This window comes from Pseudomonas ulcerans (assembly GCF_036324125.1).
Taxonomy (GTDB): domain Bacteria; phylum Pseudomonadota; class Gammaproteobacteria; order Pseudomonadales; family Pseudomonadaceae; genus Aquipseudomonas; species Aquipseudomonas ulcerans.
Genome location: NZ_JAZDQN010000030.1, coordinates 48,096 through 62,371, shown reverse-complemented (window position 1 = coordinate 62,371; position 14,276 = coordinate 48,096). Strand labels below are relative to the sequence as shown.

At 64.5% G+C, this 14,276-nt stretch carries 11 protein-coding genes; 2 read left to right on the top strand and 9 right to left on the bottom strand.

Going from position 1 to position 14,276, the window contains the following annotated elements:
* The first annotated feature begins 147 nt into the window (after positions 1-147).
* Entirely contained in the window at positions 148-2,457 is a 2,310-nt protein-coding gene (gene pvdQ / locus V0R59_RS22760; RefSeq protein WP_330077020.1) for a bifunctional acylase PvdQ, read from the top strand.
* On the opposite strand, the gene trhP is transcribed toward pvdQ, so the two are convergent.
* A complete protein-coding gene (gene trhP / locus V0R59_RS22755; protein WP_330077021.1) occupies positions 2,447-3,766 on the bottom strand; it encodes a prephenate-dependent tRNA uridine(34) hydroxylase TrhP in 1,320 nt (439 codons plus the stop codon). The genes pvdQ and trhP overlap by 11 nt on opposite strands.
* Positions 3,767-3,998: 232 nt before the next feature.
* On the opposite strand from trhP, the gene V0R59_RS22750 reads away from it, so the two are divergent.
* Entirely contained in the window at positions 3,999-5,063 is a 1,065-nt protein-coding gene (locus tag V0R59_RS22750) for an AI-2E family transporter (RefSeq protein ID WP_330077022.1), read from the top strand.
* Positions 5,064-5,097: 34 nt separating this feature from the next.
* Here the strand turns inward: V0R59_RS22750 and V0R59_RS22745 are convergent, their stop codons facing one another.
* The 8 genes from V0R59_RS22745 to nuoI form a co-directional block, all read right to left on the bottom strand.
* Positions 5,098-7,173, bottom strand: coding sequence for a TonB-dependent receptor family protein (locus V0R59_RS22745; protein ID WP_330077023.1), 2,076 nt, complete (start codon positions 7,171-7,173; stop codon positions 5,098-5,100).
* A 121-nt stretch (positions 7,174-7,294) separates the two neighbouring features.
* Complete coding sequence (locus V0R59_RS22740) at positions 7,295-7,678, bottom strand: helix-turn-helix domain-containing protein (RefSeq protein ID WP_408005242.1); 384 nt, start codon at positions 7,676-7,678, stop codon at positions 7,295-7,297.
* Positions 7,679-7,995: 317 nt separating this feature from the next.
* A complete protein-coding gene (gene nuoN, locus V0R59_RS22735; RefSeq protein WP_330077025.1) occupies positions 7,996-9,465 on the bottom strand; it encodes an NADH-quinone oxidoreductase subunit NuoN in 1,470 nt (489 codons plus the stop codon).
* Positions 9,466-9,472: 7 nt separating this feature from the next.
* Positions 9,473-11,005, bottom strand: a complete 1,533-nt coding sequence (gene nuoM, locus V0R59_RS22730) for an NADH-quinone oxidoreductase subunit M (RefSeq protein ID WP_330077026.1) — start codon at positions 11,003-11,005, stop codon at positions 9,473-9,475.
* 39 nt (positions 11,006-11,044) lie between these two features.
* Complete coding sequence (gene nuoL, locus V0R59_RS22725) at positions 11,045-12,898, bottom strand: NADH-quinone oxidoreductase subunit L (RefSeq protein ID WP_330077027.1); 1,854 nt, start codon at positions 12,896-12,898, stop codon at positions 11,045-11,047.
* A complete protein-coding gene (gene nuoK / locus V0R59_RS22720; RefSeq protein WP_042125487.1) occupies positions 12,895-13,203 on the bottom strand; it encodes an NADH-quinone oxidoreductase subunit NuoK in 309 nt (102 codons plus the stop codon). Before nuoK ends, nuoL begins: the two co-directional genes overlap by 4 nt.
* Positions 13,204-13,207: 4 nt before the next feature.
* Positions 13,208-13,708 carry an NADH-quinone oxidoreductase subunit J gene (nuoJ, locus tag V0R59_RS22715; RefSeq protein WP_330077028.1) on the bottom strand — a complete coding sequence of 167 codons (501 nt, stop codon included), beginning with the start codon at positions 13,706-13,708 and terminating at the stop codon, positions 13,208-13,210.
* A gap of 9 nt (positions 13,709-13,717) precedes the next feature.
* On the bottom strand, positions 13,718-14,266 hold the full coding sequence (gene nuoI, locus V0R59_RS22710; RefSeq protein WP_042125483.1) for an NADH-quinone oxidoreductase subunit NuoI: 549 nt from the start codon (positions 14,264-14,266) through the stop codon (positions 13,718-13,720).
* Positions 14,267-14,276: the final 10 nt, after the last annotated feature.

Genomic DNA, 14,276 nt, shown 5'->3' with positions numbered 1-14,276 from the left:
GAATGAGAACGACAAATCTGCAACGTGAGCAGAAAAAAAATCCGTGTTCCTACCTGTAACGAAGCAAACGCCCCTTTACCGTAAATTTTTCATCTGGACTTCGTTCTATCAGGATGCCCCCACTCTCCTGATCCGGCTGGAGTTCGCGTGATCACCATTTCCCCCGTTTCCAAGTTCTGCCTGGCGGCGCTGCTCGTTGGCCTTGGCCTTGCTGCCCAGGCCCGGGAGAACCCCGGCGAAACCTCGGCGCAGATCCGCCGTACCACCTTCGGCGTGCCGCATATCCTTGCCAGCGACGATCGTGGTCTCGGCTACGGCATCGGCTACGCCTATGGCCAGGACAACCTGTGCCTGCTGGCCAATGAAGTGGTGACGGTCAACGGCCAGCGCTCGCGCTTCTTCGGTCCGGAGCAGCGCACCCTGGAGCAGCGCAAGAACCTCACAAGCGACCTGTTCTTCACCTGGCTGAACACGCCACAGGCGGTGTCCGCGTTCTGGCAGGCGCAGCCGGCGCCGATCCAGGCGTTGCTCGAAGGCTATGCCCAGGGTTTCAACCGCGCCCTGGCCGAGCGTCGTGGGCAAGGGCTGCCGGCGGAGTGCCAGGGGGGCGAATGGCTGCGACCCATCACCGCCTTCGACCTGATCAAGCTGACCCGCCGGTTGCTGGTGGAAGGCGGTGTCGGCCAGTTCGCCGAAGCCGTGGTGGGGGCCACGCCGCCAAATGTCGCAGCGCAACGTGACCTCAAGGATTTCCGCGTCGCCCTGGACAACCAGCAGCGTTTCGCCCTGGAACGCGGCAGCAATGCCGTGGCCGTGGGCAGCGAGCGCTCGGCCAGCGGGCGCGGCATGCTCCTGGCCAACCCGCATTTCCCGTGGCAGGGCGGCATGCGTTTCTACCAGATGCACCTGACCGTTCCCGGCCAGCTGGACGTGATGGGCGCGGCGCTGCCGGGCCTGCCGCTGGTCAATATCGGTTTCAACCGCCACCTGGCCTGGACCCACACGGTGGACGCCTCGCGGCATTTCACCCTGCATCGGCTGCAACTGGACCCGAAGGACCCGACCCGCTACCTGTTCGACGGCCAGTCGCTGCCGCTGGAGCGCCAGCGCCTGACGGTCACGGTCAAGGGCGCCGACGGCCAGTTGCGTGAAGTCGGCCACGAGCTGTTCAGCAGTCGCTTCGGCCCGGTGGTGCAGTGGCCGGGGCGTCTCGACTGGACGCCACAGGTGGCCTTCAGCCTGCGCGATGCCAACCTCGACAACACCCGTGTCCTGCAGCAATGGCACGCGATCAACCAGGCCGACAGCCTGGCCGCGTTGCAGGCGTCGGTGCAGCGCCTGCAGGGCATTCCCTGGGTCAACACCCTGGCCACCGATGCCGGCGGCCAGGCCCTGTACCTGAACCAGTCGGTGGTGCCCTACGTCGATGCCGAGCTGCTGGGGCGTTGCAGCGACCCGAAGGCCGGGCTGGAAATGATCGTCCTCGATGGTTCGCGCAGCGAATGCAGCTGGAAAGTCGATTCGCGCGCCGCGCAGCCGGGCATCTTCCCGGCGCAGATGCAGCCGCAACTGAGCCGCACGGACTTCGTCCAGCATGCCAACGACACGGCCTGGCTGGTCAATCCGGCGCAGCCGCTGAGTGGCTTCTCGCCGCTGATCAGCCGTGACAACCTGCCCCTCGGCCCGCGCGCGCGCTTTGCCCTGACCCGCCTGGAAAAGCCCGGCAAGCTCGGCGCCGAGGACTTGAAAAACATGGTCATGGACGACCAGGTCTACCTGGCCGACCTGCTGTTGCCGGACTTGCTGAAGTGGTGCACCGGCAATGGCGACGATGCCCGGTTGAAAGAAGTGTGCACGGCGCTGGGCAAGTGGGATGGCCGGGCCAGCCTGGACAGCGGCCTGGGCCTGGTGCATTTCCAGGTGATCATGCACGCCCTGCAGGAGAAGGGTGGTTTCTGGCGGGTCGCCTTCAATCCGGCCGATCCGTTGCATACCCCGCGCGGACTGGCCTGGGAGCGCGCCGCCGTGGCGAAGATGCTGCGCGAGGCAGCGCTGGCATCGGCGGCGCGGGTGGCCGGGGCCGATCCATCGCTGCAGTGGGGCCAGATCCAGCAGGCCGCCGACGGCACGCCGATCCATGGCGGTCCGGCCAACCTCGGCGTGTACAACGCGATCCAGAGCGTCGATGCCGCGCCGGGCAAGCGCAAGGTGGTTAGCGGCACCAGCTACCTGCAACTGGTGACCTTTGACGCCGACGGGCCCAAGGCCGAGGGTTTGCTGGTGTTCTCGCAATCCACTGAGGCCGCTTCCCCCCATGCCGGTGACCAGACCCGCGCCTTCTCGGCCGGGCAATGGCAGCCGACGCCGTTCACCGAGGCGCAGATCAAGGCCGATCCGCAGTACCGCTCCCAGGTGATCCGCGAACCCTCGACGGTGGAAACGGCCGTCAGCCGTTGACGTCGCGCATCAGCAGGCCGTAGGCCAGGTCTGCCTGCTCCGGCACCGGCAGGTAGACCACGTGGCCGTCGCCCGGGGCCACCTGCAGTGGCTTGCCCTGGCGGTCACGGAGTTGCGCCAGGTCGAAATGGAAGTTGCCCCCCGGGGTCATCAATTCCAGGTGATCGCCGAGGGCGAAACGGTTTTTCACCTGGACTTCCGCCAGCCCGTCGACCCGTGCACCGGTGAGTTCGCCGACGAACTGCTGGCGTTCCGAGACGGAGTTGCCGCGCTGGTAGTTCTGGTACTCGTCGTGCACGTGGCGGCGCAGGAAACCTTCGGTGTAGCCGCGCTGGGCCAGGGACTCCAGGTCGAGCATCAGCGAGCGATCGAACTCGCGGCCGGCCGCGGCATCGTCGATGGCCTGGCGATAGACCTGGGTGGTGCGCGCGCAATAGAAGTGCGACTTGGTGCGCCCCTCGATCTTCAGCGAGTGTACGCCCATGCGCGCCAGGCGCTCGACGTGCTGCACTGCGCGCAGGTCCTTGGCGTTCATGATGTAGGTGCCGTGCTCGTCCTCGAAGGCCGGCATGTCTTCGTCCGGGCGGTTGCTCTCCTGGAGCAGGAACACCTGCTCGGTCGGCGCGCCGAGGCCCAGGGTCGGATCGACCTGGCGGACGATGTCGCCCGTCTCGTTCTCGGTCGCTGCGCTGGCCGTGTATTTCCAGCGGCAGGCGTTGGTGCAACTGCCCTGGTTGGCATCGCGGCGATTGAGGTAGCCGGACAGCAGGCAGCGCCCTGAATAGGCCATGCACAGCGCGCCGTGGACGAACACTTCCAGTTCCATCTCCGGCACCTGCTCGCGGATCTCGCCGATTTCCTCCAGCGACAGCTCCCGCGACAGGATCACCCGGGTCAGCCCCAGGCTTTTCCAGAACGCCACGCTGGCCCAGTTCACGGTGTTGGCCTGCACCGAGAGGTGGATCGGCATCTGCGGGAAGTGCTCGCGCACCAGCATGATCAGCCCCGGGTCGGACATGATCAGCGCGTCCGGGGCCATGGCGATCACCGGTTCCAGGTCCTTGAGGAAGGTCTTCAGCTTGGCGTTGTGCGGGGCGATGTTGACCACCACGTAGAAGCGCTTGCCCTGGGCTTGCGCTTCCTTGATGCCGAGGGCCAGGTTGGCGTGGTCGAACTCGTTGTTGCGTACCCGCAGGCTGTAGCGTGGCTGGCCGGCATACACCGCGTCGGCGCCATAGGCGAAGGCGTAGCGCATGTTCTTCAGGGTGCCGGCGGGGGCGAGCAGTTCGGGCGTGGTCAGGTCGGTCATGATCGGGTCGGGGCAAAAGGCGGGGATGCTACGCCAGCGTCGCGGGGGATTTATTGATCTGGAGCAACGGCACTTTCTGTTTGATGCAAGGCACTAATGTTCAACGCGGACCTTGTAGGAGCGGGTTTACCCGCGATAGCGACGGTGAATTCTCTGCCGTAATCGCGGGTAAACCCGCTCCTACAAGGTCCGTGTCCTTTCACAGAGAGTGATGTGTTGAGTAAGGGGCGAAATGAGCGAAACCGCATTGCAGAAAAAGACCTTGATCGGCCTGCTGGTCCTGGTGACCCTGGCCTTCATCTGGATCCTGCTGCCGTACTACGGCGCGGTGTTCTGGGCGGTGATCCTCGGCATCCTCTTTGCGCCGATGCAGCGGCGCCTGATCCAGCGCATGGGGCCGCGGCGCAACCTGGCGGCGGGCCTGACCCTGCTGACCTGCCTGCTGATCGTGGTGCTGCCGGTGATCATCGTCAGCGGCCTGCTGGTGCAGGAAGGGGGGATGATCTACAAGCGCATCGAAAGTGGCGAGCTGGACGTTGCCGGCTATATCGAGCGCTTCAAGGATGTCCTGCCCCCGATCGTCCAGCATGGCCTGGAACGCCTGGGCATCGGCGACCTGGAGGGGCTGCGCGACAAGGTCACCAAGGGCGCGGTGGAGGGTAGCCAGTTCTTCGCCAGCCAGGCCTACAGCTTCGGCCAGAGCACCTTCGAGCTGCTGGTCAGCCTGGGGGTGATGTTGTACCTGCTGTATTTCTTCCTGCGCGACGGTCCTGAACTGGTGCGCCGGATCCGCCAGGCCGTGCCGCTGGCCGAGCAGCAGAAGCGTCGGCTGCAACTCAAGTTCAACCGGGTGGTGCGGGCGACGGTGAAGGGCAACCTGCTGGTGGCGATCGCCCAGGGCGCGCTGGGCGGGCTGATCTTCTGGGTGCTGGATGTGCCGAGTCCGCTGTTGTGGGGCGTGCTGATGGCGTTCCTGTCGTTGCTGCCGGCGGTGGGCGCGGGGATCGTCTGGGGGCCGGTGGCGGTGTACTTCCTGTTCAGCGGCGCGGTGTGGCAGGGGGTGGTGCTGACGGTGTTCGGCGTCTGCGTGATCGGGCTGGTGGACAATCTGCTCAGGCCCTTGCTGGTGGGCAAGGATACGCGCTTGCCGGATTACCTGATCCTGGTTTCTACCCTGGGCGGGCTGGCGGTGTTCGGGCTGAACGGCTTCGTGATCGGGCCTTTGATCGCGGCGCTGTTCGTGTCCAGCTGGGGGATCTTCACCGGGACGCGGCCGCAGGTGCAGTTGCCGCCTTGAGTGTGCGGGGCTGCGTTGCAGCCCCGCACATGCATCAGCGGAAGGTGTAGGAAACCCCCGCGTACACGCCAAACCCTTCACCCGGTACCGAGCGCGCCATGTCGGCGCCGTTATCGTTGTACGAAGGCACCACGATCGCCGCGTAGCGCTTGTTGGTCAGGTTGCGCAGGTCCAGCCAGGTCTGCCAGTCCTGTTTCGGTGCGTTGTAGCCGAAGGTGGCACCGAGGATGGCGTACGCGTCGGCGTTGTAGCTGTTGGCATAGTCGACCTGCATCTTCGACGCCAGGGTGGTGTTCAGCCCGGCATAGAAGCCGCTCGGCAGGTCGTAGCGCAACTCGCCCTGGTAATAGTGCATCGGGACGCCCGGCAGGCGGTTGTCGCCGAAGACCTTGTCGTCGCGGTAGTGGAAGTCGTTGAAGGTATAGGCCTGACGCAGCGACAGGCGGCCGACGGCGGCACGCTGCCAGAGGGTGCTGTCGAGACTGGCTTCGATGCCCTGGTGGACGGTAGGGCTGGCGTTGATCTCGCCCCTTTGTAGTGCCTGGATTTCCACCTGCAGCAGTTCGTGGCGCAGGGCCGAGTAGTACCAGCTCAGGTCCCAGCGACCCAGCTCGGAGTCGCCGCGGGCGCCGAGTTCGAGGGTGGTGGCGGTCTGGTTTTCCAACTCGATCGGTTGGTACTTCGTCGGGGCGCTCCAGATCAGCGACCATGGATGCGGCGGTTCCACCGAGCGGCTGATATTGCCGTAGAGCTGCAGGCTCGGATTCAGGTCGTAGCGCAGGCCAAGGCGTGATGCGTAGTCCCAGTCGTTCATGCTGACCTTGCCGCCCGGGCCCGCGACCACCTGGCTGTAGGTCACGTCGCTTTCCCGTCGCGTATAGATCGCCGCCAGGCCGGTGGTCAGCCACAGGTCGGGGATCAGCTCCAGTTCATTACCGATATGCAGGACGGTGTCCGAGCCCTGGTAGGAAAAGTCCCGGGACTTGTCGCCGACGATATCGTTCGCCCGCAAGTACTCCGAAGCGCCGCTATTGGGCAGATGCTTGGTGGTGCGCCAGCCGATGGTGGTCTTGCTCTCGTGGCCGAACAGGGTGTGCCGGCGCTGGTAGTCCAGGGTGCCGCTGACATCGGTGTAGGCCACCTTCAGGCGCATGGCGCCTTCGCGCAGGTCCATCGGGAAGTCGTGGTAGACCAGTCCCGCCACCAGCTGCGAATCGTCGTCGAGGAAGAAGGTGGTCTTGTTCGCCAGCCAGGTGCTGCCGGGCTGCGGGCGGCTGTCGTTGCGGCTCAGGTAGCCGGGGTTGGCATCCCGCGGGTGATGCTTGATCTGGTCCTTGGTCAGGCGGCCGGCCAGTTCGTTGTCGGTTTCCCGGTAGCGCAGGTAGAAGCGGGTTTCCAGGTTCGGGTTGAAGCGATAGCCGACGTTCGCCGCGATGCCCTTGCTGTCGCCGCTGCTGTGTTCCTGGTAGCCGTCGTATTCGCTGTCGGTGAGGGTGACGTAGTAGTCCAGGTTGCCCAGTACCTGGCCGGAACTGATGTGGCGCTTCTGGTAGCCACGGCTGCCGGCTTCGTAGCGCAGTTGCAGGGGCGCGGCATCGTAGCCGGTGTGGGTCACGTAGTTGATCGCGCCGCCCAGGGCCAGGGCGCCGCGCTCGAAACCGTTGGCCCCGCGCAGTACTTCGGCGCGGCTCAGCCACAGCGGCTCGAACAGCTCGTAGGGGGTGCCGCCGGGGCCGGTCAGCGGCAGGCCGTCGAACATCACGTAGGTACCGGAACCATGTGCCCCCGGCGCCCGGTTGATACCGGAACCGCGGATCGACAGGCGAATGCCGTCGTTGCCGGCGGACTGGGCGAACACCCCCGGCTGGTAGGCGAGCACGTCCTGGTTGCTGGCGACCCGGCCCTGTTCGACCCGGGCCATGTCCACCAGGCTGGTGCCGCCGGGCACGTCGCGCAGGCGTTCCCGTGCGGACTGCAGTTCGTCCTGCTCCTGGCCCTGGATGAGCACCTGGCCCAGTTCGACGGTCTCGGCAGCCTGGGCGACAGTGCCGCCGCAGAGGGTCAGGCCAAGCAGGTACAACGAGGAACGCAGGGACAGCGGTGACGGCATCGTACAGCTCCAACGGATTTGGTCTGGCAGGCAATGTGAGATCAGACGAACGAAAGGGCGGTGAAATCACCCCTTTCTTCCATTTCCGTTGAGTGAGCACGCCGCTGGTGGAAGCTTGAGCTCATGCGTCGTGCTTGTTGAGCTGCGGCAGCAGCTGGCTGATTTCCTCGACCTGCTGCTCCAGTTCGCGCAGGCGCTGCTTTTCCTGGATGGCCAGGGCGATGGCGCGTTGGTCCTGCGGGCTGAGCATGCGCAGCTCGGCGATCAGCTGGGTTTCCCAGTCCGGGTCGGCCAGCGGGTTCATGGCCTGGTGGCTGTGGGCGCGAAGGCGCGGTCCTTCTCCCACCAGCAACCAGTCGAGCGAGACGCCGTGCTTGTGGGCGAGGTCTACGCATATTGCGTATGGAATGCTGTCGCGGCCTTTCCAGCTGCTGACAGTCTGCGGGCTCACACCGAGCGCTGAAGAAAGCCCGGAATCGGTGGTTGACTGGGTGACTAGCTTCATCCGGGCAAGCACCGCAGCAAATCCATTAATACTCATCACGAGTAATCCTCTGGGGTGCTGAAATAGTGTTCGGCAAAAAACATGCAAATTGCATTTTTTCTCTTTGCAACATCGAGCACTACTCGTGTGGGGAAATTAAATGTCAGAAATTTCCGTCCGCAGCATGGGAAATTTCCTCTGCTGAGATTTTGAGCTTACAGGAGATTGGAATAGGAATGAATTACCGCTGTTTCCGCACCCCCGATCGGAGGCACGCGCGGATATGCGCTGGAAAAAAAACACCCCGCCGAAGCGGGGTGTCTGTTTTTCGCGGTGACTCAGCCGATCAGTTGCAGGCCGGCGTGTTGCACCATGTCCAGCAGCGGCTGCGGGTAGACGCCGAGGACGAAGGCCAGGATGGCGATGGCCAGCAGCATGACGCCGCCGGTGCGCTGTTCCCAGTTGAACGGTGCATCGTGACGACGCAGGTTCGGCTCGATCAGGTACAGGGTGACCATGACGCGCAGGTAGTAGAACACGCCGATGGCGCTACCCACGACCAGGGCGCCGGTCAGCCACCACAGTTGCGACTCGACGCCGGTGGCGATGATGTAGAACTTGCCGATGAAGCCGGCGGTCAGCGGGATGCCGGCCAGGGACAGCATCATCACGGTCAGTACGGCGGTCAGGTACGGACGGCGCCAGAACAGGCCGCGGTACTCGTACAGGGCGTCGGCGTCACGGCCGTTGTACGGCGAGGACATCAGGGTGATCACACCGAAGGCACCGAGGCTGGTGATCACGTAGGTGACCAGGTACACGCCGATGGCTTCCAGGGCCAGGCCCTTGCTCGCCACCAGGGCGATCAGCAGGTAGCCGAAGTGGGCGATCGACGAGTAACCCAGCAGGCGCTTGAGGTTGCTTTGGGTCAGGGCCAGCAGGTTGCCGACCAGGATCGAAGCCACGGCGATCACCGACAGCACCGTGGTCAGCACGCCGCTGCTGGCGGCAGGGGAGAGCATGAACAGGCGCACGACGACGGCGAACACCGCCACCTTGCTCGCGGTGGCGAGGAAGGCGGCGACTGGTGCCGGAGCACCTTCGTAGACGTCCGGGGTCCACAGGTGGAACGGTACCAGCGACAGCTTGAAGGCCAGGCCGACCAGCATCATGCCCAGGCCCAGTTGGGCCATCAGGCTAGGCATGCTGGTGGCGGCCAGGGCCTTGCCGATGGCGTCGAAGGCCAGGCTGCCGGCGTCGGCGTAGAGCAGGGCCATGCCGAACAGCAGGAAGGCCGAGCCGGCGGCGGACAGGACCATGTACTTGATCCCGGCTTCCAGCGAGCGCTTGTTGAAGAACGCGTACGCCACCAGGCCATAGACCGGTACCGACAGCAGTTCCAGGCCGATGAACAGACCCGCCAGGTGCTGCGCGCTGACCAGGACCAGGCCACCCAGGGCGGCCATCAGGATCAGCAGGTACAGCTCTTCGCGGTTGCCTGGGTAACCCGAGCCGCCGTCGCCGAGGTAGGCATGGGCGAGGGTTACGCAGGCCAGGGTGGCGACCAGGATCAGCGCCATGTACAGGCAGGCGAACTTGTCGATGGTCAGCAGCGGGGTGACCGCCAGGGGTACGACTTTCAGGACCGGCAGGATCGACAGCAGGGCCAGGTTGAGGCCCACGGTCGACAGCAGGAAGGTTTGCGAGTGGTTGCGGCGCCAGGCGATCGCCAGCATCACCACGACAACGGTGATGGTGGTGATCAGCATGGGCGCAAGCGCGATAAAGTGTTGAATCGTCAGGTCCATAGCGCTCTTACCGGGCCGAAGCGAGTTGAGTGAAGGCGGAGCCGAGCCACTGCTGCACACCGCTCATGGTGGCGGCGGAGGTGTCGAGGAACGGCTGCGGGTAGACGCCCAGCACGATCAGCAGGACTGCCAGGCCCAGTACCATGATCATTTCGCGGGTATCCATGCCGGCCAGGACTTCTTCCGACTTGGCCGGACCGAAGTAGGCGCGGTGGATCATGATCAGCGAGTAGACCGAGCCGAACACCAGGCCGGAGGTGGCGATGACGGTGACCCATGGGGCGCTGACGAAGCTGCCGATCAGGATCAGGAACTCGCCGACGAAGTTGCCGGTGCCCGGCAGGCCCAGGGACGCCGCGGCGAAGAACAGGCTGATGGCCGGCAGGTAGGCGATGCGGTGCCACAGGCCGCCCATCTGGCGCATGTCACGGGTGTGCAGGCGCTCGTACAGCTGGCCGCTGAGGATGAACAGTGCCGCTGCCGAAAGACCGTGGGCCAGCATCTGGATCACCGCACCTTGCAGGGCCTGCTGGCTGCCGGAATAGATGCCGATCAGCACGAAGCCCATGTGCGAGACGCTGGAGAAGGCGATCAGGCGCTTGATGTCGGTCTGCGCGAAGGCCAGGAAGGCACCGTAGAAGATCCCGATCAGGCCCAGGGTCATGGCGATCGGTGCGAACTCTGCCGAAGCATTCGGGAACAGCGGCAGGGCGAAGCGCAGCAGGCCGTAGGCCGCGGTCTTCAGCAGGATACCGGCGAGGTCGACGGAACCGGCGGTTGGTGCCTGGGCGTGAGCGTCAGGCAGCCAGGAGTGGAACGGTACCACCGGCAGCTTGACCGCGAAGGCGATGAAGAAGCCGAGCATCAGCAGGTATTCGGTACCGGCCGGCAGGTCGGCCTTCAGCAACTGGGTGTAGTCGAAGGTGATCACGCCGGTGTTGTTGAAGTTGACCAGCACCAGGCCAAGGATCGCCACCAGCATGATCAGGCCGCTGGCCTGGGTGAAGATGAAGAACTTGGTCGCTGCGTAGATCCGGGTCTTCTTGCCGTCGGAGGAGCTGTGACCCCAGAGCGCGATGAGGAAATACATCGGCACCAGCATCATTTCCCAGAAGAAGAAGAACAGGAACAGGTCGAGGGCGAGGAACACGCCGACCACGCCGCCGAGGATCCACATCAGGTTGAGGTGGAAGAAGCCGACGTGGCGCTGGATCTCTTTCCACGAGCAGAGTACGGACAGCACACCGAGCAGGCCGGTGAGCAGGATCATCAGCAGCGACAGGCCGTCGAGGGCCAGGTGCAGGCTGATGCCGAAACGCTCGATCCAGAGGACCTTGAATTCCACCGCCCACTGCGGCGCGGCGCCGGGAGCGGGGGCGAGGGTGTAGTCACCGTGTGCCCACAGCCAGAGGCCGATACCGAGCAGCAGGGACATGGTCAGCAGCGCGATGTAGCGCGGCAGGGTGGCGCCGAAGCGCTCACCCAGCCAGCACAGCAGGCCGCCGATGAAGGGGATCAGGATCAGCCAAGGCAAAATCATGACGGGCTCAATTCCTTTCGCAAAGTCGCAAGGTTCATGTCAGGCCGCAGCCATCAGGACGGCGCCGAGTACAAGCACGGCACCCACGGCGATCGAAGCGGTGTACCAGCGCAGCTGACCGGTTTCGGTCTTGCTCATGGCGGCGTGTCCGCCACGGGCCATGCGCGGGATCAGGCCGATGGTGCGGTCGACCGGGTCGCGACGCAGGATATGGCTGATCAGCAGGTAAGGCTTGACGAACAGCTTGTCGTAGATCCAGTCGAAGCCCCAGGCGGCGAACCACCAGGCCGACAGGACACGGCCGATGCTGCTGTTGGCCACCGCAGTGACGAAGCGGCGCTTGCCGAGGAACAGCAGGGCCGACAGCAGGATACCGGCGATGGCAATGGCACCCGAGGCGATTTCCAGGCTGTGCTTGGCTTCGCCGCCGGCATGGCCCGCGCTTTCCGGCAGCACGCCGGCCAGCGGTGGGTGGATCCAGGCGCCGACGAAGGTCGACAGGACGATCAGCACGCCCAGTGGCAGCCAGTGGGAGATGCCGTGGCCGGCATGGGCTTCGGTCTTGGCTTCGCCGTGGAAGGCGATGAAGATCAGGCGGAAGGTGTACAGCGAGGTCATGAAGGCACCGACCAGGCCGGCGTACAGCAAGCCGGTGTTGCCGCTGGCGAAGGCTTCCCAGAGGATCTCGTCCTTGGAATAGAAGCCCACGGTCACCAGTGGCAGGGCCGCCAGGGCCGCGCCGCCGACGACGAAGCTGGCGTAGGCCAGCGGCAGTTTCTTCCACAGGCCGCCCATCTTGAAGATGTTCTGCTCGTGGTGGCAGGCGACGATCACCGCACCGGAAGCAAGGAACAGCAGGGCCTTGAAGAAGGCGTGGGTCATCAGGTGGAAGATCGCCGCGTCCCAGGCACCGACGCCCAGGGCGAGGAACATGTAGCCGATCTGGCTCATGGTCGAGTAGGCGAGGATACGCTTGATGTCGGTCTGTACCAGGGCGGCGAAGCCGGCCAGGACCAGGGTGACACCGCCGACCACGCCGACCAGGTGCAGCACGTCCGGCGCGAGCAGGAACAGGCCGTGGGTACGGGCGATCAGGTAGACACCGGCGGTAACCATGGTCGCGGCGTGGATCAGTGCCGAAACCGGGGTCGGACCGGCCATCGCGTCCGCCAGCCAGGTCTGCAGCGGCAGCTGGGCGGATTTACCGACGGCACCACCGAGCAGCATCAGGGTCGCCAGGACCATCCAGGTGTCGCCCGCCTGGAACTTCTGCGGGGCCAGCACCAGCAGTTCCTGGATGTTCAGGGTGCCGAGCTGCTGGAACAGGATGAACAGGCCGATGGCCATGAACACGTCGCCGATACGGGTGACGATGAAGGCTTTCAGTGCGGCGTTACCGTTGTTGCGGTTGCTGTAGTAGAAACCGATCAACAGGTACGAGCACAGGCCCACGCCTTCCCAACCGAAGTAGATGAACAGCAGGTTGTCGCCCAGGATCAGGAACAACATGCTGGCAATGAACAGGTTGGTGTAGGAGAAGAAGCGCGAGTAGCCCGCTTCACCGCGCATGTACCAGGAGGCGAACAGGTGGATCAGGAAGCCGACGCCGACCACCACGCCGAGCATGGTGACCGACAGGCCATCCAGGTGCAGGGTGAAGGTCGGGGCGAAGCCGTCGACCGACATCCACGTCCACAGCAGTTGCGAGTACACGCCGTTTTCCGGTGGCGCGACGTTGAACTGGAAGATCACCCAGGCGGCGACGATGGCCGACAGGCCGATCGAACCGACACCGATCAGCGCCGACAGGTTCTCCGAGAAACGACCGCGGGAGAACGACAGCAGCAGGAAGCCGATCAAGGGGAATACGAAAGTCAGGAAGAGAAGGTTCATCCGCGCATCTCACTGGCTGCATCGATATCGAGAGTGTGGAAGCGGCGATACAGCTGCAGCAGGATCGCCAGGCCGATACTGGCCTCGGCGGCTGCCAGGCTGATCACCAGGATGAACATGATCTGCCCATCCGGCTGCGCCCAGCGGGCGCCAGCGACGATGAACGCCAGTGCCGAGGCGTTCATCATGATTTCCAGACTCATCAGCACGAAGAGAATGTTGCGGCGGACCATCAGGCCGACCAGACCGAGGCAGAACAGGATGCCGGCGACAGCCAGGCCGTGTTCGAGAGGAATTGCAGGCATGTGATTACTCCTTCGCCTCGTTGCGGCCGACATGGAAGGCCGTGACCACTGCGGCGAGCAGCAGCATGGAGGCCAGTTCAACTACCAGCAGGTACGGACCGAACAGGCTGATGCCGACTGCCTTGGCATCCACCGTGGTGTGGCCGATGGCTGCACCGCTCGGGGTGACGAACAGCACGTAGAGCAGTTCGAGCAGCAGCAGGGCGGCGAGGAACACCGGTCCCGCCCAGATGCCCGGGGTCAGCCAGCCACGTTCCTGGGCGACCGAGGCCGGCCCCAGGTTGAGCATCATCACCACGAAGACGAACAGCACCATGATGGCGCCGGCGTAGGCGATCACTTCCAGGGCCCCGGCGAACGGGGCGCCGAGGGCGAAGAAGGTCATCGCCACGGAGATCAGGGAGATGATCAGGTAGAGCAGGGCGTGCACGGGGTTGGTGTTGGTGATCACCCGCAGGGTGGACACCACGGCAACGCCGGATGCGAAATAGAAAGCGAATTCCATCTTTCTTCCTTAAGGGAGCAAGCTCTTCACGTTGATCGGCTCGGCTTCGTTCTGCGCGGCGCCTTTCGGCTTGCCGGCAACAGCCATACCTGCAACACGGTAGAAGTTGTAGTCGGGATTCTTGCCGGGGCCGGAGATCAGCAGATCTTCTTTCTCGTACACCAGGTCCTGACGCTTGAACTCGGCCATTTCGAAATCCGGGGTCAGCTGGATCGCGGTGGTCGGGCAGGCTTCCTCGCAGAGGCCGCAGAAGATGCAGCGCGAGAAGTTGATGCGGAAGAACTCGGGGTACCAGCGTCCGTCATCGGTCTCGGCTTTCTGCAGCGAGATGCAACCCACCGGGCAGGCCACGGCACACAGGTTGCACGCCACGCAGCGCTCTTCGCCATCGGGGTCGCGGGTCAGGACGATGCGGCCACGGTAGCGTGGCGGCAGGTAGACCGGCTCTTCCGGGTATTGCAGGGTGTCGCGCTTGCGGAACCCGTGGGAGAACACCATCACCAGGCTGCGCAGCTGGGTGCCGGTGCCTTTAACGATGTCGCCAATATACTTGAACATGGGTCAAATC

Bases quoted from the DNA above. Each gene is read 5' to 3' on its own strand.
- trhP (WP_330077021.1), bottom strand. From the start codon at position 3,766: ATGACCGACCTGACCACGCCCGAACTGCTCGCCCCCGCCGGCACCCTG.
- V0R59_RS22750 (WP_330077022.1), top strand. From the start codon at position 3,999: ATGAGCGAAACCGCATTGCAGAAAAAGACCTTGATCGGCCTGCTGGTC.
- V0R59_RS22745 (WP_330077023.1), bottom strand. From the start codon at position 7,173: ATGCCGTCACCGCTGTCCCTGCGTTCCTCGTTGTACCTGCTTGGCCTG.
- V0R59_RS22740 (WP_408005242.1), bottom strand. From the start codon at position 7,678: ATGAAGCTAGTCACCCAGTCAACCACCGATTCCGGGCTTTCTTCAGCG.
- nuoN (WP_330077025.1), bottom strand. From the start codon at position 9,465: ATGGACCTGACGATTCAACACTTTATCGCGCTTGCGCCCATGCTGATC.
- nuoM (WP_330077026.1), bottom strand. From the start codon at position 11,005: ATGATTTTGCCTTGGCTGATCCTGATCCCCTTCATCGGCGGCCTGCTG.
- nuoL (WP_330077027.1), bottom strand. From the start codon at position 12,898: ATGAACCTTCTCTTCCTGACTTTCGTATTCCCCTTGATCGGCTTCCTG.
- nuoK (WP_042125487.1), bottom strand. From the start codon at position 13,203: ATGCCTGCAATTCCTCTCGAACACGGCCTGGCTGTCGCCGGCATCCTG.
- nuoJ (WP_330077028.1), bottom strand. From the start codon at position 13,708: ATGGAATTCGCTTTCTATTTCGCATCCGGCGTTGCCGTGGTGTCCACC.
- nuoI (WP_042125483.1), bottom strand. From the start codon at position 14,266: ATGTTCAAGTATATTGGCGACATCGTTAAAGGCACCGGCACCCAGCTG.